This window comes from Pseudarthrobacter sp. C1, assembly GCF_034720455.1.
Lineage (GTDB): Bacteria > Actinomycetota > Actinomycetes > Actinomycetales > Micrococcaceae > Arthrobacter.
Window position 1 is genome coordinate 130,769 of record NZ_JAYESK010000009.1, and the last position, 25,040, is coordinate 155,808.

A 25,040-nucleotide genomic window follows, 5' to 3' on the forward strand; every position below is an offset into this window, starting at 1 on the left:
CGCGAAGGAGCCACGTTTGGTACCTCCCGACCAGGCTTCGCGGGGTTGGGAAGATGAGCTCACACCCTCCTTCCTGGCCGGAGACGAACGCGCCCTGGCGGCCGCCTACCGTGAATTCGCGCCGCTGGTGCACACCCTTGCATTGCGTTCGCTGCCCGACCGCTCGGCGGCGGACGATGTTACCCAGGAGGTCTTCATCCGCGTGTGGCGCTCCCGGAGCACCTTCAATCCGCAGGTTGCGAGGCTTCCGGCGTGGATTGTGGGCATCACCCGGAATGTCATCTCGGACACCCTGTCCGCATCGGCCCGGGAAACGCGGAAAGCCCTCGCGGTGGCGGGAGCCGGCCTGGCCGACGAAGCCGGGAACGGCCTTGAAGACGCGGAAATCCTGGCGGACAGGATCCTCCTGGACGGGGAACTGGACAGGCTTGGCGAACCCCAGGGCTCCATCATGAAGCTTGCCTTCTACGATGACCTGACCCATGAGCAGATCTCGCGGAAACTTGGCCTGCCCCTTGGTACCGTCAAAAGCCACATCCGCCGCAGCCTGTCGCACCTGAGAAACAGATTGGAGGTAAACCATGCCGCATCTTGATCCGGAAGAGTTGAGCCTCCTTGCCCTGTACGACGACTGGGACGACGGCGGCAGGGAGCACCTGCGGGTCTGCCCGGAGTGCGCGGCAGACTTTGCTGCGCTTCGCCGGGCGGTGGAGGCGGTAAAGACCACGCCGGATGCCGGCAGCCTCGAGCGCCCCGGCCCCCACGTGTGGGCCGGCATCCATCGGGAACTGGGCCTGTCCGGGTCTGTGCAGGAAGATCCGTTGGCCAGCGCCGGGCACAAGGCCGCGGCGGAGCCTGTTTCCCTGCAGGACAGGGCCGGAACCCGCCCGGCCCGGCGCGCAGCCTGGTGGCAGCGCCCGGGAACCTGGATGGCTGCTGCCGCGGCGGCCGTGCTTGTCACCGCAGGTGCTGTGTGGTCGCTCAACCAGGCGCCCCGGCCGCTTGCGGAGGCGGACCTGGCACCACTTGCCCAGTTCTCCGCCGCCGGTTCGGCAAAGGTGGTGGAGGCGGCGGACGGCTCCCGTGCCTTGGAGATACAGCTCAGCAAGGACGAGGCGAAGGGCTATCAGGAAGTCTGGCTGATCGCCCCCGACCTTTCACGGCTGGTGAGCCTGGGCGTGATGAATTCCGAATCGGGGACCTTCCAACTGCCCGCCGGCCTGGAGCTCTCGGAGTACCCCATTGTTGACGTCTCTGACGAGCCCGTGGACGGCAACCCGGCCCATTCAAGCGTCAGCATCGCCAGGGGGACGCTCAAAACCTGAGCGGCCGCTGCGCGCTGGCTAGTGGCCGAAGTGGGCGCGGGGCGGACCCTCGGGCAACCGCTCGAGGATGTCCTCCGCCACCCGGCGCAGCTTGATGTTCCGGTGGCTGGACGCCTTGGCGAGGATGGCAAACGCCTCGTGGTAGGAGCACCGGTTCTGCGCCATGATCACTCCGCAGGCGACATTGATTGACGTCCGGCTGTCCAGCGCCGAGCGCAGGTCGGTGGCCATGGACCTGGCGGAGTGGAGGCTGATGGCCACTCCCAGGCTTGGCGCGGCAAGTCCGGCGAAGGTGCGGGCTTCGGCGATGACCTGCAACGGGAAAGCCTTGGCGTCCTGGGTGAAGAATGCCAGGGCCGCACCTATGTCCCCATAAGCGGTTCCGTCCGCAGCCCCACTGTCCGCATAACCGGTTGCCATCCGGAGCCGTACCCCCATCGCGCTGCCGAACCCTGCCAGCTGCAGTTGGGTGGAATACCGCGGCCACCGGAAGTCCCCGTTCCGCTGGAGCACCGCCACCGGATGGCCGCCTGACAGGATGTCGTTGAGCGGGCCTTCCTTGGCTTCCTGCTCCCACTCCAAAACATGGACCACGTCGTCCGACGTGCCGGTGGCGGCTGGATTCCTCTTGGGCTGGCGCACCACCACCCCGCACTCGATCCGGATCCCCGTGGCCCGCACCACTGACCGGACGGCCGCGGCCGCCAGCAGGTCGAGGGATTCAATCAGGCTGTGGGTGCCGGTCACCAGGTCAAGCACCAGCCCATCCGGGGTGCCGGACTCCGCCGACCTTCCAGGGACGGGCCGCGCCGGCGCCTGCCGCCGGTCCAGGCCCTGCCGGGAACGAAGAGGGCCGGCGACGGCTGGGGGAGAGGCCTTGGTCTCAAAGGCCTCCTCGTCGCCGGCCCCGCTTAATACCCGCGTCCGATGGACCGGGAAGCCTGCGCTTGCCTGCTGTGCGTGCATTGCCGTCTCACACCCCCTAGTGAGCCAAGTACTACAGGCCGGAACACGTCTTGTCTCTGAGAAGAAAGTAGTTCCGCCGCAGGTCCCGGCGAACGCGTAAGAGGTACCCGACTTTGAGATTAGGTACTACTTGGATTTCCGCCTCCACCACCAGCCTGTGCTTGACTCCTGCCGCCGCAGCACGAACAATGCTTTCTATAACGTTGTAAAAGGACGAAGACGAGGACGTTTTAGTGACCGCCACAGAATCAGCCGCAGCCAAAATCACCATGGATCCCTCCTTCGTGGCGGGTCCGGTCCGCCGGCGTACTTTCGGTGCCTTTGTTGAGCACCTCGGCCGCTGTGTGTACACCGGCATTTTCGAGCCGGACCACCCCAGCGCCGACGGCGACGGGTTCCGCCGGGACGTGCTGGAGCTGACCCGGGAACTGGGGGTGTCCACGGTCCGCTATCCCGGCGGCAACTTCGTCTCCGGGTACCGCTGGGAGGACGGCGTGGGTCCGGCGGACCAGCGGCCTGTCCGGCTGGACCTGGCCTGGCACTCCACCGACCCCAACCTCGTAGGGGTGGACGAGTTCGCCAAGTGGTCCGCCAAGGCCGGCGTCGAGCCCATGATGGCCGTGAACCTGGGCACCCGCGGCACTCAGGAGGCGCTTGACCTGCTCGAGTACTGCAACATCGACGGCGGCACCACCTTCTCGGACCAGCGAAGGGCCAACGGCGCGGAGAACGGCTACGGCATCAGGATGTGGTGCCTCGGCAATGAAATGGACGGCCCCTGGCAGATCGGGCACAAGAACGCGCTGGAGTACGGGCGGCTGGCAGCGGACACCGCCCGCGGCATGCGCATGATCGAACCGGACCTGGAACTTGTGGCATGCGGCAGCTCCGGACCCACCATGCCCACCTTCGGGGAGTGGGAACGCGTGGTCCTGTCCGAAACCTACGAGCTGGTGGACCTCATCTCGGCCCACCAATACTTTGAAGACTTCGGGGACCTGCAGGAACACCTCTCCGCCGGGCACCGGATGGAGGCGTTTATCCATGACATCGTCAGCCACATCGACCACGTGAAGTCCGTGAAGAAGTCCGCCAGGCAGGTCAACATCTCCTTCGATGAGTGGAACGTCTGGCACATGAGCCGCGACGAGTCCCGCGTCCCCACGGGCAAGGACTGGCCTGTTGCCCCCGTCCTGCTCGAGGACACCTACACGGTGGCGGACGCCGTCGTCGTTGGCGATCTCCTGGTCACCCTCCTCAGGAACACGGACCGCGTCCACTCGGCCAGCCTGGCCCAGCTGGTCAACGTGATCGCCCCGATCATGACCGAACCGGGCGGCCGCGCCTGGAAGCAGACCACCTTCCACCCGTTCGCACTCACCTCCCGCCACGCTTCAGGAACCGTGCTGCAGCTCGCCGTCGAATCCCCGCGGATCAGCGGGGGAAAGACGGCCGGCTTTGCCGCAGTGTCCGCCGTCGCAACCTATGACGCCGAAAAAGGCGAAGCGGTTGTCTTTGCCGTCAACCGCTCGGCCACTGACGTGATTGCTTTGGATGCCGCGGTCTCCGGCCTCGGCAGCGTGCAGGTGGTGGAGGCGCTTACCTACGCGAACAAGGATCCGTACTGGCAGGCAACCGCCGACGACTCGACGTCCGTCCTGCCGGCCGAAAACGTCACGGTGAAGGCCGACGGCGGCCGCCTCACCGCCGAGCTCCCGGCCGTGTCCTGGTCCATGATCCGGCTGGCGGTGGGGCGCTAGCCTCCCGCCAGACTCCGGCCCGGCCCGGCCCGGCCCGGCCCGGCCGGGGCGGGGCAGGGCGGCATGACGGCGGCGGCCCGCGGGTGGGAGGATGGACCGCATGGAATTGCACATCACAGGGGATCCCGCCGCGGACAAGTTGCTGAGCGAGGACGCCTTCGCCCTGCTGACCGGCATGCTGCTGGACCAGCAGGTGACCATGGAGTCCGCGTTCGCGGGGCCGGAGAAGATCAGGACCAGGATCGGGTCAATGAAACCCGAAGCCATCGCCGCGCAGGAGCCGCAGGCATTCGTGGAGATGTTCAAGGAACGGCCCGCCGTGCACCGCTTCCCCGGCTCAATGGCCGCTCGCGTGCAGGCGCTCGCCGAAACGGTGCAGGACGAGTGGGACGGGGACGCCGCCGCCATTTGGGCCAGGGGCAATCCGGACGGCGCGGAGGTGCTTCGCCGGCTGAGGGCGCTGCCCGGCTTCGGGGAGCAGAAAGCCAAAATCTTCCTGGCACTGCTCGGCAAGCAGTGCGGGCTGCAGGCGCAGGGCTGGCGGGAAGCTGCCGGGCACTACGGCGAGGAGGGCTCGTACCTCTCTGTGGCCGACATCGTGGATTCGGAGTCCCTCACCAAGGTGCGGGCCAGCAAGCAGGCCGCGAAGGCGGCTGCCAAGGCAGCAAAGGGCTGACGGGCCGCTCCCTCGCGGCTTTCGGCGGCAGCGTTGGCCCGCTGCAGCGCTGGTTGCGGCACCCACGCCATCTTCTGCAACGATGTATGGCAGGAACTGGCGGAACCACACGAAGGAGCCATGATGGCGGTCACCATGAACGACGTTGCGAGGGCGGCCGGAGTGTCGCTCAAGACCGTTTCCAACGTGCTCAATGACTACGAGTTCATCCGGCCTGCCACCAGGCAGCGGGTCCTGGAGGCCATCGGGGAGCTGGGCTATGAGGCCAACCTGACCGCCCGCAGCCTCCGGTCCGGGAAGACCAGGATGCTGGGGCTGGTCCTCTCCGACCTTTCCGCGCCCTACTATGCCGAACTGGCGTCAAGGTTGATGAAAGCGGCGTCCCGGCGCGGGTACCGGGTCCTGGTGGAACAGTCCGACGCCGCGGGCGAGGCGGAACTTAACGCCCTGCAGGGCCCGTTCCGCCAGCTCACCGACGGGCTGCTGTTCACTCCCTTGATGGTTGACGCGGACAGCATCGCCGCCCGCCTCGGCAAGAAGCCCCTGGTCCTGCTGGGCGAACACATCCTGGATCCCCGGTTCGACCTGGTCACCATGAAGAACGGGGAAGCGGCTGCAGCCCTGACCGCCCACCTGCTGGCCGGCGGCCGCCGTCGGATTGCCGTGGTTGGTGCCCGCCCCGGGGAGTCCGCGGGCAGCGCCGGGCTGCGGCTCAACGGCTACCGCAAGGCGCTGGACCATGCAGGGATCCCGTTTGATCCGGCACTGATCGCGCCCTGCGAGTGGCGGCGGGACGGCGGAGCGGCGGCCGTGGCCGGGCTCCTGGACAGCGGCGTGAAGTTCGACGCCGTCTTCGGCCTGAACGATGTCCTCGCCTTGGGAGCCATGCACGAGCTGCTGATCCGCGGCGTGCGGGTTCCGCAGGAGGTGGCCGTGGCGGGCTTCGACGACATCGACGAGGCCCGGTTCGCCGCACCCTCGCTGACCACCGTCTCGCCCGGCATGGAGGAAATTGCGGAACGCTCCATCGGCCTGCTCATCGACAGGATCGAGGGGCTGGCCACGGAGGAACAGGGTGTGCACGTCGAGGCCGGCTTCCAGTTAAAAGTCCGCGAGTCGGCACCGTAGGGGTTGTACCTGCCGAGGTTTCGCCGGCAAGCCACGGGGTACGTTTCCGGACATGATCGCACTTCTTGTCATCGACATGCAGAACGCCTACTTCGAGGCGCCCGAACTTGCCGCGCACCAGGAACAGTTGGTGGCCTCCTGCAACCGGCTGCTGGAGGCCTTCAAGGCGAGCGGCCACAAGGCCCTGATGGTGGGGACGGAGCACGAGCTGGACAAGTCAACCTGGACGCTGAACATGCTCGACGACGACCAGGGCTTCGTTTTCCGCGGTACCGGGCAGGCCCAGGCAGTGCCGGGGCTCGCCCTCGACGGCCTGCCCCAGCTGAACAAAACCCGGGACAGCGCCTTCGTGGGCACCAACCTCCTGTCCCGGCTGCGCAACTGGGGCGCGGACGAGGTGGTCCTCGCCGGAGTCTCCACCCACAACTGCATAGCCCAGACCGGCGCCGACGCCTTCGCCCACAACATCCGGGTCACCTACGCCAAGGACGCGATGGCCTCCGAGGACAGCCAGGACGCCGCGGACATGCTGCGCATCCTCTCCGCCAGCTACCGCCAGCCCGTCCAGTCCACCGAGGAGATCCTGGCCCGGCTCACCACGTGAGCCACCTGCCGCCGGTGTCTTGCCTGGACTGGAGAGCCGCCCATAACAAAGCCGAAACGTAGCCGAAACGTCCGCCGCCTACTGTAGGTCCCACGCCGTCCGCTGGCTGCCGAAGGGACCCTCATGCATTTGATGCCACGTGAGCAGGAAAAGCTTCTGATCGTGGTGGCCGCCGACCTTGCGCGCCGCCGCCAGGCCCGCGGACTCAAGCTCAACTACCCGGAAGCCGTGGCCATCATCAGCTACGAACTGATCGAGGGCGCCCGGGACGGCCGTACCGTCGCGGACCTCATGAGCTACGGGACCACCCTCCTTCGCCGCGAGGACGTCATGGAGGGCGTGCCCGAAATGATCCACGACGTGCAGGTCGAGGCCACCTTCCCCGACGGCACCAAGCTCGTCACCGTCCACGATCCCATCCGCTGAAGGCGCAGGCCATGATCCCAGGAGAATACGTCCTCCGCCCGGAGCCCGTGACGGCAAACGCCGGGCGGACAGCGATCGAGGTCGCCGTGACCAACACCGGCGACCGGCCCGTCCAGGTGGGCTCGCACTTCCACTTTGCCGAGGCCAATGCTGCCTTGTCCTTCGACCGGGAGGCCGCCTACGGCCGGCGCCTGGACATTCCCGCAGGCACCGCAGCGCGCTTTGAACCGGGGGACTCCCGGAGCGTGCGGCTGATCGAACTGGCCGGGCGCCGCGAGGTGTTCGGGCTCAGCAACGCTGTCAACGGAAAGCTCGACGGCGGCACCCGCCCGGAAGGGGACGTCCAGTGAGCTTCGAGATCCCACGCCGGCAGTACGCGGACCTGTACGGGCCTACCGCCGGGGACAAGATCCGCCTGGCGGACACCGAGCTGTTCCTCGAGATCGAACAAGACCTTACCGTCTACGGCGAAGAGGTGGTGTTCGGCGGCGGCAAGGTGATCCGCGACGGCATGGGCCAGAACGGCCAGGCGGTCCGCGATGAGGACATCCCGGACACCGTGATCACCAACGCCGTGATCCTGGACTACACCGGCATCTACAAGGCTGATGTCGCCCTCAAGGACGGCCACATCTTCAAGATCGGCAAGGCCGGCAACCCGCAGATTACCGACGGCGTCACCATCACCATCGGCGCCAGCACCGAAATCATCGCCGGCGAACGCAAGATCCTCACCGCCGGCGGCGTTGACACCCACATCCACTTCATCTCCCCGGACCAGGTCCCGACGGCGCTGGCCAGCGGCGTGACCACCATGATCGGAGGGGGCACCGGTCCGGCCGAAGGCACCAAGGCCACCACCGTGACGCCCGGGAAGTGGCACATCCAGCGGATGCTGCAGGCGGCCGAGGGGTTCCCCATGAACATCGGCCTGTTCGGCAAGGGCCACGCGTCCGCCGTCGAACCCCTGGCCGAGCAGATCCGCGCCGGTGCCATCGGACTCAAGGTCCATGAGGACTGGGGGTCCACCACCTCCTCCATCGACACCTCCCTGAAGGTGGCGGACGAGTACGACGTCCAGGTGGCCATCCACACCGACACGTTGAATGAGTGCGGATTCGTGGAGGACACCATCCGCGCCATCGACGGCCGCGTTATCCACACCTTCCACACGGAGGGTGCCGGCGGCGGCCACGCCCCGGACATCATCAAGATCGCCGGGATGCCCAACGTCCTGCCGGCCTCCACGAACCCCACTCTTCCCTACACGCGAAACACCATCGAAGAGCACCTGGACATGCTGATGGTCTGCCACCACCTCAACCCGGACATCCCCGAGGATGTGGCCTTCGCCGATTCCCGGATCCGTGCCGAGACCATCGCGGCCGAGGACGTCCTGCAGGACCTCGGCATCTTCTCCATCACGTCGTCGGACTCCCAGGCGATGGGGCGCGTTGGCGAGGTGATCACCCGCACGTGGCAGGTGGCGGACAAGATGAAGAGGCAGCGCGGTGTCCTGGAAGACCCCCGCGGGGACGGCGCCGCCGGCACCCACGGCAGCGCGGGCAGCGACAACTTCCGGCTCAAGCGCTACGTTGCCAAGTACACGATCAATCCCGCCATCGCCCAGGGGATTGCTGACTCCGTGGGCTCGGTGGAGGTGGGCAAGTTCGCCGACCTGGTGCTGTGGGACCCGGCCTTCTTCGGCGTCAAGCCCGAGCTTGTCCTCAAGGGCGGCCAGATCGCCTACGCGCTGATGGGGGACGCCAACGCCTCCATCCCCACGCCGCAGCCGCGCACCATGCGGCCCATGTTCGGGGCGTTCGGGAAGGCGGTGCAGCAGTGCTCCATCACCTTCCTGTCCAAGGCAGCCATCGACGCCGGTGTCCCCGGGGAACTCGGGCTGGAGAAGGTCATCCGGCCTGTCTCCGGCATCCGGTCGCTCACCAAAGCCGACCTGAAATATAACGACGCCACCCCGGACATCCAGGTGGACCCGGAAACCTACCAGGTGACGGTCGACGGCGAAGACGTCACCTGCGAGCCGTCCGACGTGCTGCCCATGGCCCAGCGCTACTTCCTCTTCTGATTTCATCCAAGCCCTCGGAGACCCAGTGATCATCGACAAAGTCCTCGGCAACCTGCACGAAATGCCGGACCCGCACGCCTACGCGGGCGTGCACCAGGAAAAAGTGGTCCTCCCCAGCGCCCAGCTGGTCAAACGGATCCAGCGCGCGACGACGGACCACGGCAAGGAGATCGGCATCCGGCTGCCGTCCGGCTCCGGCGACTTGCGCGACGGCGACATCCTGCACGTCGAAGGGTCCAACATGATCGTGGTGTCCGTCCTGCCCACCGACGTCCTGGTGATTGCCCCGCGGACCATCTCCGAAATGGGCGTCGTGGCCCACTCCCTGGGCAACCGGCACCTGCAGGCACAGTTCTTTGATGCTGCCTCGGAGTACGGGGCCGACGTCATGGTGTGCGCCTACGACCACACCGTCGAGGACTACCTCCGCCACAATGCCGTGCCCTACTCCCGCCAGGAACGCGTCATGCCTGTACCTTTCCGCCATGCTGAACACTCGCACTAGTTCCAGCGTCACCTTGGGTACGGCGGCGGGTGAAGGGGGCTGTGCCCGTCCCCTGGCGCTCCCAACCCTCGCAAGCTCGGGCAGGGTCCCTCGCGCCGGTGGGCCCCCCACGCGGCCCACCACGCCGCGGCCCCTATCTCCCGCCTCCGCTGACCCGAAACGTCACCTTTCCGGCGGGGGACTGTCATGAGCTACCAGCTGGCGCTCGCGCAGCTTACTGACTCGGCGCTTCCTACCGGGGCGTTTGCTCACTCTCTTGGTTTCGAGGGGTACATCGAGCGGGAGCTCGTGCTTGATGAGGGGTCTTTTGCGGCGTGGCTCGGTGCCTTTATCGGGCAGCAGTTGACGTACTCGGATGGGTTGGCTGTCCGGTTCCTCTATGAGGGGGTTGATGTTCTTGAGCTTGATGCCCTGCTTTCCGCCTGTCTTTTGCCGCGGCAGGTTCGGGAGGCTTCCGTCAAGATGGGGACCCGGTTGCTGGAGATCGGGGCGGAGGTCTTTCCCTCGGCGGAGCTGGAACTGTACCGGGACCTGGTGACCACCGGCCGGGCCGCCGGGCACCAGCCGCTGGCGTTCGCCGTCGTGGCCCGATCACTCGGCGTGCCGCTGCAGGAGGCGCTCGCCGCCTACCTTTTCGCCACGGTCACGTCCCTGACGCAGAACGCCGTCCGCGCCATCCCGCTGGGCCAGAACGCAGGCCAGCGGCTGCTTCGGAAGGCGGCCGACGACGTTGCTGCCGCCGTCGAACGCATCCCGCACCTCACGCCCGACGACTTCGGGGCCTTGAGTCCCGGACTGGAAATTTCGCAAATGCGGCACGAACGCCAACGTGCCCGGATGTTCATGAGCTAACCGTGCATTTAGGTACTGCGCTTTCAAATTCAGGAGGAACCATGGCTGAACCCATCAAGATCGGCATCGGCGGACCCGTCGGGGCGGGCAAGACGCAGCTCGTGGAGCGCCTCACCCGGCACATGAGCAGGGAAGTCTCCATGGCCGCCATCACCAACGACATCTACACCATCGAGGACGCCAAGATCCTCGCCGCCAACGGCATCCTCCCCGTGGACCGGATCATCGGCGTCGAAACCGGCGGCTGCCCGCACACCGCCATCCGCGAAGACACCTCCATGAACACCGCCGCCATCGAGGAACTCAAAGCCCGGCATCCGGACCTGCAGGTCATCTTCGTCGAATCCGGCGGCGACAACCTCTCGGCCACCTTCAGCCCGGAACTCGTCGACTTCTCCATTTACATCATCGATGTGGCCCAGGGCGAGAAGATCCCCCGCAAGGCAGGCCAGGGGATGATCAAATCGGATCTCTTCATCATCAACAAAACCGACCTCGCGCCGCACGTTGGGGCTGACCTCGCCGTCATGGAGCGGGATTCCAAAGAGTTCCGCGGGGCCAAGCCGTTCTGCTTCACCAACCTCAAGACCGACGAAGGGCTCGACAAGGTCATCGATTGGATCCGGCACGACGTCCTGATGCTTGACCTGGCCTCATGAGCACGACGGCGGTCGGGTCACCGATGGGCCGGCTTGAGTTGGGCGTCAGTCTGCGGGGCGGCCGGTCGGTTGCCGCGCGCCAGTTCCACGAGGGCGCCTTACGGGTACTCCGGCCGCACTACCTCGATGACTCGGGGCAGGTTTGCTATGTCGTCGTCAACCCTGGCGGGGCGTATCTTGGGGCGGATCTCTTTGTGCTTGATGTCGAGGTCTGTGAGGGTGCTGACCTGTTGCTGACCACGCAGTCCGCCACCAAGGTCTACCGGACTCCCGGGTCCTTTGCCGAGCAGCGGATGGCTGTCCGGCTGGGGGAGGGGGCCCGGCTGGAACTGGTGCCGGACCAGCTCATTGCCTATCGGGAGGCCAGCTACCGGCAACGGACGCACATTACTGTTCGGCCGTCGTCGTGCCTTGTCATGGCCGAGGTGGTGACGCCGGGCTGGTCTCCGGACGGTGCAGCCTTCCGGTACGAGGAAGTGCGGCTGCGGAACGAAATCCACGTTGAAACTGAAGGCGCCACCCAGTTGCTGGCGCTGGACAACCTGCTCATCCGGCCACCGTCGGGGGATGTCACAGGGCTTGGCTTCATGGAAGGCTTCAGCCACCTCGGGTCGCTCATCGTGGTGGACCCCCGCGTGGACCAGGCGCTCGCGGATGAGCTGCACGGCACCACATCCAACACTGATGCCCTGACCGGCATCTCCCTCACCCGCACAATCGCCGGCACCACGGGCCTGGTCCTGCGCTCGTTGTCGAACAGTACCGGGGAACTGAACCGCCACCTCGGGGCCTGCATCGCGCTCCTCCGGGAGCGGTGGCACGGGCAGGGACCACTGGACCTGAGGAAACACTGATGACGGCTCTCGGCAACATCACCACGCTGTACCGGGAGCGGGAAGCGCTGCCGCTGCGGACCCGCCTGCTGTGGATGTTCGGTGCCGTGGCCGCGCTGCATGCAGCCGCCGTCGTGCTCCTGCTCGCCGGGAACGCAGGCAAGGCAGGCGGAACCGGGGCACAGGCACTCACGTGGGGGCTGGTCCTGACCGCCTACCTCTCCGGCGTGAAGCACAGCTACGACTGGGACCACCTCGCGGCCATCGACAACTCCACCCGCAAATTCGTGGCGCAGCGGCAGGACCCGGTGAGTGTCGGGTTCGCGTTCAGCCTCGGCCACAGCTCCGTGGTGACGCTGGCCGGCGTGCTGGTGATCGCGGGCGCTGCGGTGGTGGGGGAGTTCATGCAGGAAGGGTCCGCCGGGAACCTGGTGCTCGGGCTGGTGGGCAGCGGCGTGTCCGGACTGTTCCTGCTGGCCATGGGCCTGTTCAACGGTTCAGCGTTTGCCCGCTCGGCCCGCGCCTACCGCCGGGCACGGACCGGGGCCGCGATCAATCCGCAGGACCTCGCGCCGCAGGGACTGGTTGCCCGCCTCCTGGCGCGGCCGCTGGCCAGGGTGCGGCGGCCGCGGAACATCTATGTCATCGGCTTCCTGTTCGGGTTGGGCTTTGACACCGCCACCACCGTCGGACTGCTGATGATCACGACGGCGGCGTCGCTGGCCGGGGTGCCCGCGTTCGCCTTGCTGGCGCTGCCCCTCGCGTTCACCGCCGCCATGACCCTGTGCGACTCCCTCAACGGGATGGCCATGATGCGGATGTACCGTTCGGCCCTCGACGATCCGGAGCGGAAACTCGGCTTCAACGCCCTCGTCACCGGAATCTCGGCGGTCTCCGCCCTGTTTGTCGCGGTCATCACCCTGGGCGGCTTCGCCAACACAGCCTTCGCGCTGGAGGACCCCTTGACTGTGTGGCTGGGATCCGTTGACCTGGGCGACGCCGGCCTGCTGCTGGTGGCCCTGCTGCTGGCCGTCTGGGCAGCAGCGGCCCTGAAAGCACCGACGCAGGCAAAGCGGATGCAGGGCCGGCCCGCCCCCGGACCCTAGGCGGGTGCCGGCGCGACGGCCCGTGCGGCAGGGGGGCTCAGGCGGCCACCCGGCCCCTGCCCTTGGCGTGCGTCCGGCTCTTCCCGGGAGCTGGGCGGTGTCGTTTTCCATGGGGCCCGGACAGGACCTGTCCGCCGTCGGGCACCGTTGCGTCCGCTTCCAGACGGGCGCCGTGCTCAATCGTCACGCCGGAGCCGATCCGGGAATGGCTCCCGATGTGCACCCGGTTACCCACGACGGCGCCGCGGCCAATGCGCACACCGTCGCCGATCACCGTCCGCTCGCCCACTGTCGCGTCGCGGTCAATCCAGCTGCCGTGTCCGATCCGGCACCCCGGCCCGATCCGGGCGCCGCCCTCCACGTACGTCATGGCGCCAATCCGGGCGCTCTCGGCCACAACGGCGCCGGGCCCAACAAGCCCGCCGCCGTTGGCATGCCGGACGTACCGGGTGACCTTCCCGGCGTCGTCTTCCACTGATACAAACTTCGCGGTCATTCAATCCCTCGTTCGAATGAGCGGAACTTTCCACACATTCAGTTAACGGCGCGGAACTCAAGACGATTCCCGAACGGCGACGATCAGTCTGCTACGGCAGGTCCTTTCCGGGCTGTGCACCTTCAGCCTGCTCAGGGGCTGCCTCCTGCTCTGTCAGCTGCAGGACGGTTCCCTGGAAGGCGGGCAGTTCGAGGAAGAAACTGCACAGGTCATCCACCTGGCCAACAGCGTCGCCGCTGAAGAGGTCGTGGACAGCGGCCCCCGGCACCAGGTGGCTGGACTGGATGCTGCCGGCAATATCCTGGTCCGAGAAGTTCAGCACGGTGACCCCCAGGGCGCCGCTTTCCAGCCGGATGACCATCACCAGCAGGCCGCGGTTGGAAACGTCCGGAACATCGAGCAGGGCCCCTGTGGCTATGCCGTTTTCTTCGCGCACAGCGAGGATCCGCTGGAGCCTGCTGGCGTAGGAGTCCGGGTTCTTCAGCTGCTCGGGAAGGGGGCCGTAAAGGCTGCGCGCCCGGGGCATGCCCGAGGAGGACACTTCCGCGTCCGGGCTGGTGCCCATGATGTCGTGGGCCCCGCGGTTGATCCAGCGGGTGTCGCCCTGGGCGGTGAGTTCCTCGACGCTCTTCCGGTCCAGCGCGGTGATGCCGGCCAGGTCCCAGCCGGAAAGGGCGAAGACGCCCGGCTGGAGGGCGTTGAACATCGAGAGGAGGATGTGCACGTCCAGGACCCGCGCTTCCTCTTCGGAAGTGATGGCATCAGGGTCCCGGATTCCCAGCGCGGCCATGATGAAGCTAACTGTTGTGCAGGCGATGCCGTTAGTGGTGAACACCGCGTTGTAGGGGGCGTTCTCGCCGGTCAGCCGCTCGCGCATGGTCTGCTGCACCTGCTCCGCGAGCTGCGCCCCGGTGAGCTCCTGGCCGTTGAGCTCGAACATCTCGTCCCGGTGGCCGGCAGCGAAGTGCATCAGCTCGTAGGTCAGCTCATCATGGTTTTGCAGCGCATGCACCAGTGAAGCCTGGTCCACGCCGATCTCCATTGAGAGGCGCAGGGTCAGCCGCAGGAGTTCGGTGTCCGCAGTGACAAGCGCGTAGTGGTAGGCCGGCCTGGTGATGAAGTCGTAGGAAAGGTCAGGGCCTGCTTCGGAGGTCGCCTTGATGTCGTCGATGGTCAGGTTAAGCTCCTGGAAGGAGAACCCGCCCACCTTCCGGATCATGGAGCCAATGAGCTGGTTGGCCGCCTCGGACAGCGGATGCCCCTCGGACCAGCCCGGCTGCTCCTCGGCACTCTTTTCCACGCCGAGGAATCCGTTGGCGTCCAGCCTGAGGGCACCGGTGCCCAGGTCGACCAGGGAATGCAGCGCATCGCCCACCACCAGGCGCATCCCCGCGAACGTGGGGTCCAGCCAGTTGATGGACGGCTGTCCTGCCTTGAAGTAGTGCAGGTAGACCCAGCGGCGCGTTTTACCGGTGGTGTCAACGATCGGCCGGGTTGCGCTCCAGTTCGTTTCCTTGACGCCGGGCTCATAGAAGATGACCCGCTGCAGCCGGCCAATGATGTACCCGGCCTTCTGCAAGGCCTGTTCGGCGTCCGGGCTCAGGTTTACCGAGTCCTGCCCTTCGGGGACCTCCGGCAGCAGGTGCCAGTCCTCCTCCGGGATGTCCACCATGTGGTAGATCCCCGGGTAGTCCCGGAAATTCATTTCGGCGAGGCGGAAGTCCGCTCCCTTGCCCGTGTGCCCCGGGACGATGTCGTCAATGATGGTGCCGCCGTGGTCGGCAGCGACCTCGCACATCCGGCGGAATTCATCCTCCGTGCCGAACACAGGGTCGATCGCCATGCTGATCCTGTCGAAGTGGCCGTCCACGCTGGGTGTCTGGGACCAGCCGCTGATGCCGCCCGCCAGTTTGACCGGGCCCGTGTGGATGGCGCGGATGCCTATCTGGCTGAAGGCTTCCCACATGGCCGGATCACCGAGGGCCGAGAGGAAGGACTGGCTGGACCTGGTGATGAAGGACAGTGGATATGCGGTGAACCATACCGGCGCACGTTCAACGGCGGCCCGGGGATTCGGATGGGCGTAGGAGTTCTGCCACATGCTGGCCTGTCCCGAGAGTTGCCGGGCCAGCGTATTGGCGTCGCCCAGCATTGCCTGGTTCCGCAGCCATTCGACGTAGGCCGCATTGCGTCCATCGAATTCGAAGGACGGCCTGGTGGCGAAGTACTGGCGGCGGCGGGCAGTGGGGCGCAGCGCCTTGGGCCGGGCAGGATAGAACTGCTCGTCGAAATTGACGTCCGGTTCCACCGAGGGTTCAACAGTTACCGGAGTAGCTTCCTGGTCATCACCCGCAACGGTCTCCGCTTCATAAACACCGTCGCTGGCCATCGGTTCCCGCATACAGTCCTCTTTCTAACGTTGATTCCGCGGTCCCAAGGCGCGCTGCCTGACACCCTTCCCATAGTCCCAGTACCCGGGGGTGCCGAGACTATTCGGGGCGAACTACGAAACTACCAAGAAATGGCTAGGCCACAAGGTTGGCCGCGGCAGTGTCCATATGTTCCCGGATGGTTTTCCGGGCCAGCGAGGCGTCGCCGGTTTCGATGGCCGCCACAATATCGTGGTGCCGGTCCACGCTCATGTTCTTGACGCCCTTTTCGAGCCCGGCGAACATGATGGACATCCTGATGGACCCTTCCAGCGCTTCCCAGGTGTGCAGGAGTGTCTCGTTGCCCGTGAGCCGGCACAGCGTGCGGTGGAATTCCAGGTCGGATTCGACGCGCTGCTGCAGGCCTTCCTTCTCGGCTGCCTTCATCGCATCGATGGCTGAGCGGAGGGATGAGATGACGTTTTGGCGGTCCGGCAGTTCACAGAGCTCTCGGGCGGCCAGTGACTCGAGGGCGGCGCGAACTGTGTAGATGTCGCGGATCTCTTTTTCGTCCAGGTGCCGGACGGAGAGCCTGCCGCGCGGCCCGGCGGAGACCAGGCCTTCCTGTTCAAGCTGGCGCAGGGCTTCGCGCAGGGTTCCCCGGCTGATCTGCAGCATCTCGGAGAGTTCGGTTTCCACCAGGTGGCGGCCCGGTTCAAGTTCACCGCTGGTGATCGCGGTGCGCAGAGCCGACAGCGCCTGTTCGCGCAGGCTTTTCTTTTGCAGTCCCAGCAGCGGGGCGGTCAGTCCGGCCATGGCCTCTGTCCTCAATGTTGTAAGTCGACTGTTTACAGTCGGTAGTAGTTTCGATAGTACGGCAGAAAGCACGGCACCGGCCGGGACGGTGCCGTGCTTTCTGCGTTGCGGCACGGATGCTAGCCGAGTTCGGCGAGGACCTTTGCCACGATGCGGTCCACGGCCAGGCCGTAGCGGTCGTGCAGGGTGGGCAGTGCACCGGCGTCCAGGAACCGGTCCGGAAGTGCCACGGGCACCACCCGCTTGCCGAGCCCTGCTGTGACCACTGCGGAGGCGACGGTTTCGAACAGGCCGCCCACCACCGAGTGGTTCTCCAGGGTGACGGCGAGCCGGTCGGTGTTGATCTCCTTGAGGACGGTTTCGGCGTCGAACGGCTTGATGGTGGGGGTGTGCACGACGGCGACGTCCACGTTGTGTGCCGCCAGGGCCTTTGCTGCCTGCAGGGCCCGCATGGTCATCAGCCCGGAGGAGATGAACACGACGTCGTTGCCGCCGCGCAGGACCTTGGCCCTGCCGAGTTCGAACGTGTAGCCGTATTCATCCAGCACGGTGGGGACGTTGCCGCGCAGCAGGCGCAGGTACGTGGGGCCGTCGGAAGCGGCGAGCTGCGGGACGGCCTGTTCGATGTCGATCGAGTCGCACGGGTCCACGATGGTCAGGTTGGGCATGCCGCGGAAGATCGCCATGTCCTCGGTGGCCTGGTGGCTGGGGCCGTACCCGGTGGTCAGGCCGGGCAGGCCGCCCACGATGTTGACGTTCAGGTTCGGCTCGGCCGCGTCCAGGCAGAGGAAGTCGTAGGCGCGGCGGGCGGCGAACACCGAGTACGTGGACGCGAACGGGACGAGCCCGGTTTCGGCCAGGCCGGCGGCGGCGCCGAAGAGCAGCTGCTCGGCCATGCCCATCTGGAAGAACCGTTCGGGGAAGGCCTTGGCGAAGATGTGCATGTCCGTGTACTTGCCCAGGTCCGCGGTGAGGCCGACGATCTTGTCGTTCTCCTGCGCGGCCTTGACCAGGGCGTGCCCGAACGGTGCGGACGCGGTCTTCTGGCCGGGGTCGGCGAAGGAGGCGATCATCGCCGAGGTCTTCAGCTTCGGCTTCGGCTTCGCCGCTGTTGCGGTGTCGGGGGCCTCGGTGGTGGTGCTCATGCTGAAGCCTTCCCTTCGTAGCCGGCGGTGAGCTGCTCGCGGCAGATCTGCCATTCGTGTTCGTCGATGCGCATGAAGTGGGCCTTCTCGCGCTCCTCCAGCAGCGGCACCCCGCGGCCCACCTTCGTGTCGCACAGGATCACCGAGGGGCGTCCGACGGCGGCGGCCTGGGCGGCTGCATTGTCGAACGCTGACAGCAGCGCGCCGACGTCGTTCCCGTCCACCCGCTGCGTGTACCAGCCGAAGGACTCCCATTTCTCGGTCACCGGCTCGGTGCGGAGCACTGTGTCCGTCTTGCCGTCCGCCTGCAGGGCGTTGATGTCCACCATCGCGGTGAGGTTGCCCAGCTGGTGGTGGTGCGCACCCATGGCAGCCTCCCAGGTGGAGCCTTCGTCCAGTTCGCCGTCGGAGAGGAAGTTGAAGACGCGGGCGCTGGAGCCCTGGTAGCGCAGGCCCAGGGCCATGCCCACGGCAATGGTGAGGCCGTGGCCCAGGGAGCCGCCCGAGATTTCCATGCCGGGCGTGTAGGTGGACATCCCGGACATCGGCAGCCGGGAATCGTCCGAACCGTAGGTTTCCAGCTCTTCGACCGGGACGATGCCGGCCTCGGCGAGGGCGGCGTAGTGGCCGATTGCGTAGTGCCCGGTGGAAAGCAGGAACCTGTCCCTGGCCTCCCAGTGCGGATCCTCCGCCCGGAAGCGGAGCTGGTCTCCATAGACCGCGGCCAGCATGTCCGCGGCCCCCAGGGCCTGGCCGACATAGCCCTGGCCCTGGACCTCGCCCATGTTCAGGGCGTGGTGCCGGATGCGGTAGGCCGCGGCGCTGACCCGCGCCAACCGGTCCTGGACGATTCCTGTGGACATTGCTGTCTCCGTGTTCGATTCGTGGGTGATGGTCATCAGACAGTTACCGAATGCGGGGTGCTTTTGGTGGCCTCATCAGCCAGCTGGCGTTCGCGCTTGCCCCAGGTCTCCCGGGTGACGAGGGCGGCCCAGAGGCCGATGGCTGCGTAGAAGCTGAAGAGGAGCGCCGGGCCCATCCAGCCGAGGGCTACGAACAGCAGGGTGGTGACGAAGGGCGTGAAGCCGGAGACCATGGCTGAGATCTGGTACGCCAGGGACGCTCCGGAGGAGCGGGTCTTGGCCTGGAACAGTTCCGGGAACCACGGGCCCTGGGCGCCGGCAAGCGAGTTCTGGCAGACGGCGTAGGAGATGACGATCGTGGCAATGACGAAGATGAACAGCCCGGTGTTCACCATCAGGAACATGGGGATGCCGAACAGGGCAGCGAACGCTGTGGACCAGATGTACAGGGGCCGGCGACCGACGCGGTCCGTGAGGCGGGCCCAGGCCATGGTGGCGAAAATGCCGATGAACGAGGCGATGCAGAGGGCCACGAGGGTTTCGGTCTTGTTGGCGAGCTGCTGGGTGTGCAGGTAGGAGATCATGTACGTGACGGACACCGCGTAGCCTGCAGTCTCGGCGATGCGCAGGCCGATGCCGCGGACAATGCTTCGCCAGTCGGTCCGGATAACCTCGGTGATGGGCGACTTAACAATGGAGCCGCTTTCCTTGACCTCGTCGAAGACGGGGGACTCCGGCACCTTGGAGCGGATGATCAGGCCGACGGCGACCAGCACGATGCTTGCGAGGAACGGAACACGCCAGGCCAGTTCACCGCCAAGGTTCACACTGACCAGGAAGACGAGGTTGGCCAGGAGGAGGCCCACGGGGAAGCCGGCCTGCACAATGCCCGTGTACTTGCCCTTGGACTTCCAGGGCGCATGCTCGTAGCTCATGAGGATGGCGCCGCCCCATTCCGCGCCGAAGGCGAGGCCCTGCACGATGCGGACAAACACCAGCAGCGCGGGAGCCAGCAGGCCAACCTGTTCGTAGGTGGGCAGCAGGCCGATCAGGAACGTGGCCACACCCATCAGGATCAGGGAGGCAACCAGGACGGGCTTGCGGCCCACCTTGTCACCGAGGTGGCCGCCGATGATGCCGCCGATGGGGCGGGCGGCGAAGCCGACGCCGAGGGTGGCGAATGCTGCGAGCGTTCCTGTTACGGGATCGCCCGTGGGGAAGAAGGCTGTTCCGAAGTAGAGGGCCGCAGCGGTGCCGAAGCCGATGAAGTCGTAGGTCTCAATGACGGCGCCCACTCCGGAGCCGATAGCGACGCGCTTTGCATCCTTGGTGCCGTGAACGTGTCCACGCATTTTTAGAGCTTCGTTGCTCATGGTGTTTCCCTTTCGAAAAGCGGTCCGAGGGGATTCGGCCGCTGTCGACTGTTAACAAATGATATCCCCAGTGTGACCTGCCTCATGCTGACTGTCAACAGTCAATGTTGGAAGTTGACTGTTGACAATGGATGGGCCTACAGTGATTCACATCACCACCCGCTCATCCAGAGGATCAACGACGATGTTCAACTCCCGACTCGGCTGCTCGTCCATCAGCTTCAGGCACCAGGACCTGCCGGCCGCCCTGCGGACCATCAGCGGCCTGGGCTTCGAAGAGATCGATCTCGGCGCCCTCCCCGGCGTGTGCGATCACGTTCCGTACAACCTGGATGCGGCGGCCGTTGACGCGGTAACGGCCGAGGTTGCTGCGTCCGGGCTGCGCGTCCGTTCCGTCAACGGCGATATAGGCGACCTCAATGCCGTACTCGACGCCGGACAGCAGGCAGCCCGCGAGCGGCACCTGGAGGCGCTGCTGACCCTCACGCGGAATACCGGCGCGAAAGCGCTGGTCCTCCCGTGCGGTGCCCTCAGCCACGAACCTGTTCGGAGCCTTGGCGAGGACCTGGACCTTATTGCCGCCCAGCTCACCCACGCGGGGCAGCGCGCGGCGGAGTCCGGCGTCGAACTCTGGACAGAATCCCTGCACTTCCTGCGGTTCTGCTGGAACCTCGAACGCGCGGAACTGCTGGCCCAGCGGCTGGCGGGCACCGGCGTCGGGATTGTCATGGACTTCAGCCATATCGTCGCCGCCGGCGAAGACCCGCTGGAGTACCTCGAATCCCGGAAGGGCAGTATTTCCCACGTCCATCTCCGGGATGCCGTGCCGGGAAACATCAACCTCAGCATCGGCAACGGCAACGCCGACTTTGCCGCAGGGCTGCGCCGGCTTGCGGCGGACGGCTACCAGGGGCACTTCTCGCTGGAGCTCGAAACCAGGGACGTCACCAACGACGAACGCCCCGCAGCGGCAGCCAAAGCCGCGAGCTTCATCACCGACCTCATCTGACCATCGACACCCACTTCAACAATCCAAACGATTCAAGGGAGCATCATGACCACCATCCAGCGCACCGCCGTCCTCACCGGGGCAACCTCGGACCGGGGCATCGGCATCACCACCGCCCGCCGCTACGCACGCCAGGGCTGGGCGGTGGTGATCCTGGACCTCGACGGCGAGAAGTCCGCCAAGGTCGCCGCCGAAATCGGCAATGAATTCAACGTCCCCGCCTTCGGCCACGAGATCGACGTCGCCAACGAAGCGTCCGTCACCGCAGCCCAGGCCGCCGTCGCCGCCGAGGTCGCCTCCGGCAACCTGCCGCCGGTAGGCGCACTGGCCAACATCGCCGGCATCACCTCGCCGGTCCCGTTCCTGGAAACCACCCTTGAGCTCTGGCACAAGGTCATGGATGTCAACGCCACCGGCACGTACCTGGTCACCAAGGCATTCCTGCCGGACATGATCGACAACGGCTGGGGACGCATCGTGAACATGTCCTCGGTCTCCGCCCAGCGCGGCGGCGGCGTGTTCGGCAAGGTTCCCTACTCCGCCGCCAAGGCCGCCATCCTGGGCTTCACCAAGGCCCTGGCCCGCGAACTGGGCGCCACCGGCGTGACCGTCAACGCCATCACCCCCGGCGCCGTGGACACCAACATCCGCGTGGGCAGCACCGAGGAGCAGGAGGCCGCCATCAACGCCGGCATCCCGCTGGGCCGGAACGCCACCACCGAGGAAGTAGCCGCGGTGATCACGTTCCTTTCCTCCGAGGACTCGGCCTACCTCACCGGAACCACCATCGACATCAACGGCGGCAGCCACATCCACTAGGCAGCCGCCTCCCCTCAACAGTCCCTAAGCCCGCCCCGGAACCCACGGCAGAGAGCACATCATGACAAAAATCTTCAACGATCCCTCGGAATTTGCCGAGGAGGCCCTGGCGGGGTTCTGCGACGTCCACGCGGACCTGGTGCGCCAGGTTCCAGGCGGCGCCGTGCGGCGCCTCCGCCCCCCGCGGCCCAAGGTTGCCGTCCTGGCGGGCGGCGGCTCCGGGCACTACCCGGCCTTTGCCGGGCTGATCGGCGCCGGCTTCGCCGACGGCGCGGTGGTGGGAAACATCTTCACCTCGCCCTCCGCGCAGCAGGCCTACTTGGTGGCCAAGGCCGCAGAGTCCGGCGCCGGCGTCGTCTTTACCTACGGGAACTACGCCGGCGACGTCATGAACTTCGGCATGGCCAGCGAGCGCCTGGCTGCAGAGGGCATTGCCGTGGAGAACGTCCTGGTGACTGACGACATCGCCAGCGCACCGCCGTCGGAATCCGCCAAGCGCCGCGGCATCGCCGGTGACTTCACCGTCTTCAAGGTGATGGGGGCCGCAGCCGAGGCCGGCGCGGACCTCGCCGAAGTGGTCCGCCTGGGCCGGAAGGCCAATGACCGGACCCGCACCATCGGCAGCGCGTTCTCCGGCTGCACCTTCCCCGGCGCGGAATCGCCGCTGTTCTCCCTGCCCGACGGACAGATGGGACTGGGCCTGGGCATTCACGGGGAGCCCGGACTGTTCGACACCGCGCTGCCGCCCGCAAAGGAGCTGGGCCGGGAACTGGTGGCACGCCTGCTCGCTGAAACTCCGCCCGGCGCCGGCGAACGGATAGCGGTCATCCTCAACGGGCTCGGCTCCACCAAGCACGAGGAGCTCTTCGTTCTCTGGGGCACCGTGGCGCCGCTGCTCCGTGCCGCCGGGTACAGCCTGGTGATGCCCGAGGTCGGGGAACTCGTCACCAGCCTCGACATGGCCGGGGTTTCGCTCACCGTCACCTGGCTGGACGAGGAACTGGAACCGCTGTGGCTTGCCCCGGCGGAAACACCCGCCTACCGCCGCGGCAACGCGGTCCGGGAGGCCGGCACCGTGGCGGCCGGAGGAGCGTCCGACGACGACGCGGCCTCTGCCCCGTTCGTTGCCACCGACGCCTCCCGGCAGTACGCCGCCGCGGGCTTTGCCGCGCTGGAAGCCACGCAGTCCCTCCTGCACGACGCCGAGGAGCGGCTCGGCAGGATGGACGCCATCGCCGGAGACGGTGACCACGGGCGCGGCATGGTGCGCGGGATCGACGCCGCTGCCGCGGCTGCATCCGCTGCCCTCGCCCAGGGCGCCGGAGCGGGCGATGTGCTGGCAGCCGCCGGTGATGCCTGGGCCGACAAGGCGGGCGGAACGTCCGGCGTCCTGTGGGGAGCGGGATTGCGGGCTTTTGGTGAATCCCTTGGAAACAGCTCGGCGCCGGAACCCGCGCAGCTGGCAGCGGCGGTCAGGGCATTCGCGGACCGGATCGTGCAGCTGGGGAAGGCGGAGACAGGCGACAAGACCATGGTGGACGCGTTGCTGCCGTTCGCCTCTTCCTTTGCCGGGCTCGTGGCAGAAGGCGTGGAGCCGGGCCGGGCGTGGGAGGACGCGGCCCGCGACGCGACGGCGGCCGCCGAGGCGACAGCCGGCCTGCTGCCGCTCAAGGGCCGCGCCCGCCCTTTGGCGGAAAAGAGCCTGGGCACACCGGATCCCGGAGCAACCTCGCTGGCCATGATCTTCACCGTCATGGGCCCGCACCTCACCGCCGCCGTATCCAGCGAATCCGTGGGAGCACGGCAATGAACACTGAAGGACGAACCATGGGACTGAGACTTGTTGTAGGCGCGGACGAGGCGGGAGTCGATTACAAGGACAAGGTCCTTGAGGACCTCCGGCAGGATCCCAGGGTCAGGGAAGTGATCGACATTGGCGTCAACCGGTCCGATGCTCCGGATGACTTCACCAGGCCGTACCCGTATGTGGGTATCACGGCCGGCGAAATGATCAGGGACGGCGCCGCGGACCGGGCCATCCTCTTCTGCGGCACCGGAATCGGCGTGGCCATCGCGGCGAACAAGGTGGAAGGAATCAGGGCCACCGCCGCCCACGATTCCTTTTCCGTGGAACGCTCCATCCTGTCCAACGACTGCCAGGTCCTCACCATGGGCCAGCGCGTGGTGGGCATCGAACTCGCCCGCCGGCTGGCCAAAGAGTGGATCGGTTACACCTTCGATCCGGCCTCCGCGTCCGCGGGAAAGGTCAAGGTCCTCACGGACTTCGAGGCCTGCTGAGCGCGGTCCCGCTGCAGGAAGCAGGCCACGATGCTGATCAGGGCGGCATTCGACAGTAAAGTTTAGAGGGCCCGCACCAGCGGGCAACGCCAAGGGCAGGAGCCAGGATGGGCCGCAGGACACTCGTCGACGATCTTGTCGACGGCCTGCTTGACGACATACTGGCAGGCAAGCTAAAACCACACGATGCCATCCCGCCCGAAGCGGACATAGCAAAGGCGTACGACGTCAGCCGGCTCACGGTCCGCGAGGCGCTCAAGGCGCTGAGGGCGCAGAACATCCTCTACGTCAAGGCGGGGCGCGGAACCTTCGTGAACCCGTCGGACAACTGGACCGGCCTGGACGCGATCTTCAAGGCCGCCTCGCATGGAAACGGCGCGGACCAGGTGTCCGTGGGACTGATCGAAATGCGGCGCATGGTGGAAACGGGCGCGGCGTCCCTGGCCGCCAAGCGCCATACTCCCGAGCATGCCCGGCAAATGGAGCAGTGCATCGCGGACATGAAGCGCTTCCACGAGGCCGGGGACCTGGACCGCTTCGTCGACGCTGATATAGCGTTCCACGATGCTGTGCTCAGGGCCTCGGGGAACCCCTTCGTGCGGGCCCTCTTCGCGCAGTTGGGACAGTTGCTCTACATGACCCGGCGCGAGACCTCGGCCGTGCCCGAGATCCAGCTCCATGCGATCGAATACCACCAGAAGGTCATGGACAGCATCCTCAGCGGTGATGCCGAACTTTCCCGCCGGGTCATGGATGATCATATGGAGCAGACGTACCGCGACTACGAGCGCTACGTCCAGCACCCTGAATCGCACGGCTAGTTTCCAGGCGCCCCGGTTCCAGCGACACACCATCGCCGGTGGACGGCGCCCATTTTCGGGCGGCTTGACGTAATCCGGATCACCCTTCTATGATCTTTCTCA

26 protein-coding genes are annotated in these 25,040 nt (G+C 66.5%); 19 read left to right on the plus strand and 7 right to left on the minus strand.

The genetic code is table 11. The features are described 5' to 3' along the window. Window positions 1-16: 16 nt before the first annotated feature. Both U7114_RS15530 and U7114_RS15535 read left to right on the plus strand, forming a co-directional pair. On the plus strand, window positions 17-595 hold the full coding sequence (locus U7114_RS15530; protein WP_157239661.1) for an RNA polymerase sigma factor: 579 nt from the start codon (window positions 17-19) through the stop codon (window positions 593-595). Beyond that, window positions 582-1,325, plus strand: a complete 744-nt coding sequence (locus tag U7114_RS15535; RefSeq protein WP_157239660.1) for an anti-sigma factor — start codon at window positions 582-584, stop codon at window positions 1,323-1,325. Before U7114_RS15530 ends, U7114_RS15535 begins: the two co-directional genes overlap by 14 nt. Window positions 1,326-1,343: 18 nt before the next feature. Here the strand turns inward: U7114_RS15535 and U7114_RS15540 are convergent, their stop codons facing one another. Then, window positions 1,344-2,291 (minus strand): ANTAR domain-containing protein, encoded by a 948-nt coding sequence (locus U7114_RS15540; RefSeq protein WP_323057863.1) that lies wholly within the window; start codon window positions 2,289-2,291, stop codon window positions 1,344-1,346. 233 nt (window positions 2,292-2,524) lie between these two features. Between U7114_RS15540 and U7114_RS15545 the strand changes: the two genes are divergently transcribed. The 12 genes from U7114_RS15545 to U7114_RS15600 all read left to right on the plus strand — a co-directional run bounded on the left by U7114_RS15545 (window position 2,525) and on the right by U7114_RS15600 (window position 12,929). After that, window positions 2,525-4,051 carry an alpha-N-arabinofuranosidase gene (locus U7114_RS15545; protein WP_323057864.1) on the plus strand — a complete coding sequence of 509 codons (1,527 nt, stop codon included), beginning with the start codon at window positions 2,525-2,527 and terminating at the stop codon, window positions 4,049-4,051. Between the two features lie 91 nt (window positions 4,052-4,142). Beyond that, on the plus strand, window positions 4,143-4,727 hold the full coding sequence (locus U7114_RS15550; protein WP_323057865.1) for an HhH-GPD-type base excision DNA repair protein: 585 nt from the start codon (window positions 4,143-4,145) through the stop codon (window positions 4,725-4,727). A gap of 123 nt (window positions 4,728-4,850) precedes the next feature. Then, entirely contained in the window at window positions 4,851-5,855 is a 1,005-nt protein-coding gene (locus tag U7114_RS15555) for a LacI family DNA-binding transcriptional regulator (protein ID WP_323057866.1), read from the plus strand. Window positions 5,856-5,907: 52 nt separating this feature from the next. Continuing rightward, window positions 5,908-6,459: a cysteine hydrolase family protein gene (locus U7114_RS15560; protein ID WP_157239654.1), complete on the plus strand. Its 552-nt coding sequence runs from the start codon at window positions 5,908-5,910 to the stop codon at window positions 6,457-6,459. 123 nt (window positions 6,460-6,582) lie between these two features. Beyond that, window positions 6,583-6,885: an urease subunit gamma gene (locus U7114_RS15565; RefSeq protein WP_157239652.1), complete on the plus strand. Its 303-nt coding sequence runs from the start codon at window positions 6,583-6,585 to the stop codon at window positions 6,883-6,885. A gap of 11 nt (window positions 6,886-6,896) precedes the next feature. Continuing rightward, window positions 6,897-7,235, plus strand: coding sequence for an urease subunit beta (locus U7114_RS15570; protein ID WP_157239650.1), 339 nt, complete (start codon window positions 6,897-6,899; stop codon window positions 7,233-7,235). Then, entirely contained in the window at window positions 7,232-8,974 is a 1,743-nt protein-coding gene (gene ureC / locus U7114_RS15575; RefSeq protein ID WP_323057867.1) for an urease subunit alpha, read from the plus strand. Before U7114_RS15570 ends, ureC begins: the two co-directional genes overlap by 4 nt. A 25-nt stretch (window positions 8,975-8,999) precedes the next feature. Then, window positions 9,000-9,479, plus strand: a complete 480-nt coding sequence (gene ureE / locus U7114_RS15580) for an urease accessory protein UreE (protein ID WP_323057868.1) — start codon at window positions 9,000-9,002, stop codon at window positions 9,477-9,479. Between the two features lie 186 nt (window positions 9,480-9,665). Beyond that, the gene (locus U7114_RS15585; RefSeq protein WP_323057869.1) at window positions 9,666-10,331 is read left to right on the plus strand and encodes an urease accessory protein UreF; all 666 of its coding nucleotides are present in this window, start codon (window positions 9,666-9,668) and stop codon (window positions 10,329-10,331) included. Between the two features lie 41 nt (window positions 10,332-10,372). Further along, window positions 10,373-10,990 carry an urease accessory protein UreG gene (ureG, locus tag U7114_RS15590; protein ID WP_323057870.1) on the plus strand — a complete coding sequence of 206 codons (618 nt, stop codon included), beginning with the start codon at window positions 10,373-10,375 and terminating at the stop codon, window positions 10,988-10,990. Continuing rightward, complete coding sequence (locus tag U7114_RS15595; RefSeq protein ID WP_323057871.1) at window positions 10,987-11,844, plus strand: urease accessory protein UreD; 858 nt, start codon at window positions 10,987-10,989, stop codon at window positions 11,842-11,844. Before ureG ends, U7114_RS15595 begins: the two co-directional genes overlap by 4 nt. After that, window positions 11,844-12,929 carry a nickel transporter gene (locus U7114_RS15600; RefSeq protein WP_323057872.1) on the plus strand — a complete coding sequence of 362 codons (1,086 nt, stop codon included), beginning with the start codon at window positions 11,844-11,846 and terminating at the stop codon, window positions 12,927-12,929. Before U7114_RS15595 ends, U7114_RS15600 begins: the two co-directional genes overlap by 1 nt. A gap of 37 nt (window positions 12,930-12,966) precedes the next feature. Here U7114_RS15600 and U7114_RS15605 read toward each other — a convergent pair whose 3' ends face one another. The 6 genes from U7114_RS15605 to U7114_RS15630 form a co-directional block, all read right to left on the minus strand. Next, entirely contained in the window at window positions 12,967-13,425 is a 459-nt protein-coding gene (locus U7114_RS15605) for a DapH/DapD/GlmU-related protein (protein WP_323057873.1), read from the minus strand. A gap of 91 nt (window positions 13,426-13,516) precedes the next feature. Beyond that, on the minus strand, window positions 13,517-15,826 hold the full coding sequence (gene treS / locus U7114_RS15610) for a maltose alpha-D-glucosyltransferase (RefSeq protein WP_157239638.1): 2,310 nt from the start codon (window positions 15,824-15,826) through the stop codon (window positions 13,517-13,519). 124 nt (window positions 15,827-15,950) lie between these two features. Further along, window positions 15,951-16,610 carry a GntR family transcriptional regulator gene (locus U7114_RS15615; protein ID WP_157239636.1) on the minus strand — a complete coding sequence of 220 codons (660 nt, stop codon included), beginning with the start codon at window positions 16,608-16,610 and terminating at the stop codon, window positions 15,951-15,953. Window positions 16,611-16,729: 119 nt separating this feature from the next. Next, window positions 16,730-17,755 (minus strand): transketolase family protein, encoded by a 1,026-nt coding sequence (locus tag U7114_RS15620; protein WP_323057874.1) that lies wholly within the window; start codon window positions 17,753-17,755, stop codon window positions 16,730-16,732. Then, on the minus strand, window positions 17,752-18,654 hold the full coding sequence (locus U7114_RS15625) for a transketolase (protein ID WP_323057875.1): 903 nt from the start codon (window positions 18,652-18,654) through the stop codon (window positions 17,752-17,754). The genes U7114_RS15620 and U7114_RS15625 overlap by 4 nt, the downstream gene beginning before the upstream one ends. Next, window positions 18,654-19,991 carry an MFS transporter gene (locus U7114_RS15630; RefSeq protein ID WP_157239630.1) on the minus strand — a complete coding sequence of 446 codons (1,338 nt, stop codon included), beginning with the start codon at window positions 19,989-19,991 and terminating at the stop codon, window positions 18,654-18,656. Before U7114_RS15630 ends, U7114_RS15625 begins: the two co-directional genes overlap by 1 nt. A gap of 184 nt (window positions 19,992-20,175) precedes the next feature. Between U7114_RS15630 and U7114_RS15635 the strand changes: the two genes are divergently transcribed. The 5 genes from U7114_RS15635 to U7114_RS15655 all read left to right on the plus strand — a co-directional run bounded on the left by U7114_RS15635 (window position 20,176) and on the right by U7114_RS15655 (window position 24,938). After that, window positions 20,176-21,000, plus strand: coding sequence for a sugar phosphate isomerase/epimerase (locus tag U7114_RS15635; protein WP_323057876.1), 825 nt, complete (start codon window positions 20,176-20,178; stop codon window positions 20,998-21,000). 45 nt (window positions 21,001-21,045) lie between these two features. After that, window positions 21,046-21,819: an SDR family NAD(P)-dependent oxidoreductase gene (locus tag U7114_RS15640; RefSeq protein WP_157239627.1), complete on the plus strand. Its 774-nt coding sequence runs from the start codon at window positions 21,046-21,048 to the stop codon at window positions 21,817-21,819. 61 nt (window positions 21,820-21,880) lie between these two features. Further along, complete coding sequence (locus tag U7114_RS15645) at window positions 21,881-23,629, plus strand: dihydroxyacetone kinase family protein (protein ID WP_323057877.1); 1,749 nt, start codon at window positions 21,881-21,883, stop codon at window positions 23,627-23,629. After that, the gene (locus tag U7114_RS15650) at window positions 23,626-24,117 is read left to right on the plus strand and encodes an RpiB/LacA/LacB family sugar-phosphate isomerase (RefSeq protein ID WP_323057878.1); all 492 of its coding nucleotides are present in this window, start codon (window positions 23,626-23,628) and stop codon (window positions 24,115-24,117) included. Before U7114_RS15645 ends, U7114_RS15650 begins: the two co-directional genes overlap by 4 nt. A gap of 107 nt (window positions 24,118-24,224) precedes the next feature. Beyond that, window positions 24,225-24,938, plus strand: coding sequence for a FadR/GntR family transcriptional regulator (locus U7114_RS15655; protein ID WP_321215120.1), 714 nt, complete (start codon window positions 24,225-24,227; stop codon window positions 24,936-24,938). Window positions 24,939-25,040: the final 102 nt, after the last annotated feature.

Excerpts from the sequence above, each read along its gene's own strand:
- U7114_RS15535 (WP_157239660.1), top strand. The coding sequence starts at position 582 with ATGCCGCATCTTGATCCGGAAGAGTTGAGCCTCCTTGCCCTGTACGAC.
- U7114_RS15540 (WP_323057863.1), bottom strand. The coding sequence starts at position 2,291 with ATGCACGCACAGCAGGCAAGCGCAGGCTTCCCGGTCCATCGGACGCGG.
- U7114_RS15550 (WP_323057865.1), top strand. The coding sequence starts at position 4,143 with ATGGACCGCATGGAATTGCACATCACAGGGGATCCCGCCGCGGACAAG.
- U7114_RS15555 (WP_323057866.1), top strand. The coding sequence starts at position 4,851 with ATGGCGGTCACCATGAACGACGTTGCGAGGGCGGCCGGAGTGTCGCTC.
- U7114_RS15560 (WP_157239654.1), top strand. The coding sequence starts at position 5,908 with ATGATCGCACTTCTTGTCATCGACATGCAGAACGCCTACTTCGAGGCG.
- U7114_RS15565 (WP_157239652.1), top strand. The coding sequence starts at position 6,583 with ATGCATTTGATGCCACGTGAGCAGGAAAAGCTTCTGATCGTGGTGGCC.
- U7114_RS15570 (WP_157239650.1), top strand. The coding sequence starts at position 6,897 with ATGATCCCAGGAGAATACGTCCTCCGCCCGGAGCCCGTGACGGCAAAC.
- U7114_RS15585 (WP_323057869.1), top strand. The coding sequence starts at position 9,666 with ATGAGCTACCAGCTGGCGCTCGCGCAGCTTACTGACTCGGCGCTTCCT.
- ureG (WP_323057870.1), top strand. The coding sequence starts at position 10,373 with ATGGCTGAACCCATCAAGATCGGCATCGGCGGACCCGTCGGGGCGGGC.
- U7114_RS15595 (WP_323057871.1), top strand. The coding sequence starts at position 10,987 with ATGAGCACGACGGCGGTCGGGTCACCGATGGGCCGGCTTGAGTTGGGC.
- U7114_RS15600 (WP_323057872.1), top strand. The coding sequence starts at position 11,844 with ATGACGGCTCTCGGCAACATCACCACGCTGTACCGGGAGCGGGAAGCG.
- U7114_RS15605 (WP_323057873.1), bottom strand. The coding sequence starts at position 13,425 with ATGACCGCGAAGTTTGTATCAGTGGAAGACGACGCCGGGAAGGTCACC.
- treS (WP_157239638.1), bottom strand. The coding sequence starts at position 15,826 with ATGCGGGAACCGATGGCCAGCGACGGTGTTTATGAAGCGGAGACCGTT.
- U7114_RS15615 (WP_157239636.1), bottom strand. The coding sequence starts at position 16,610 with ATGGCCGGACTGACCGCCCCGCTGCTGGGACTGCAAAAGAAAAGCCTG.
- U7114_RS15620 (WP_323057874.1), bottom strand. The coding sequence starts at position 17,755 with ATGAGCACCACCACCGAGGCCCCCGACACCGCAACAGCGGCGAAGCCG.
- U7114_RS15625 (WP_323057875.1), bottom strand. The coding sequence starts at position 18,654 with ATGACCATCACCCACGAATCGAACACGGAGACAGCAATGTCCACAGGA.
- U7114_RS15630 (WP_157239630.1), bottom strand. The coding sequence starts at position 19,991 with ATGAGCAACGAAGCTCTAAAAATGCGTGGACACGTTCACGGCACCAAG.
- U7114_RS15635 (WP_323057876.1), top strand. The coding sequence starts at position 20,176 with ATGTTCAACTCCCGACTCGGCTGCTCGTCCATCAGCTTCAGGCACCAG.
- U7114_RS15640 (WP_157239627.1), top strand. The coding sequence starts at position 21,046 with ATGACCACCATCCAGCGCACCGCCGTCCTCACCGGGGCAACCTCGGAC.
- U7114_RS15645 (WP_323057877.1), top strand. The coding sequence starts at position 21,881 with ATGACAAAAATCTTCAACGATCCCTCGGAATTTGCCGAGGAGGCCCTG.
- U7114_RS15650 (WP_323057878.1), top strand. The coding sequence starts at position 23,626 with ATGAACACTGAAGGACGAACCATGGGACTGAGACTTGTTGTAGGCGCG.
- U7114_RS15655 (WP_321215120.1), top strand. The coding sequence starts at position 24,225 with ATGGGCCGCAGGACACTCGTCGACGATCTTGTCGACGGCCTGCTTGAC.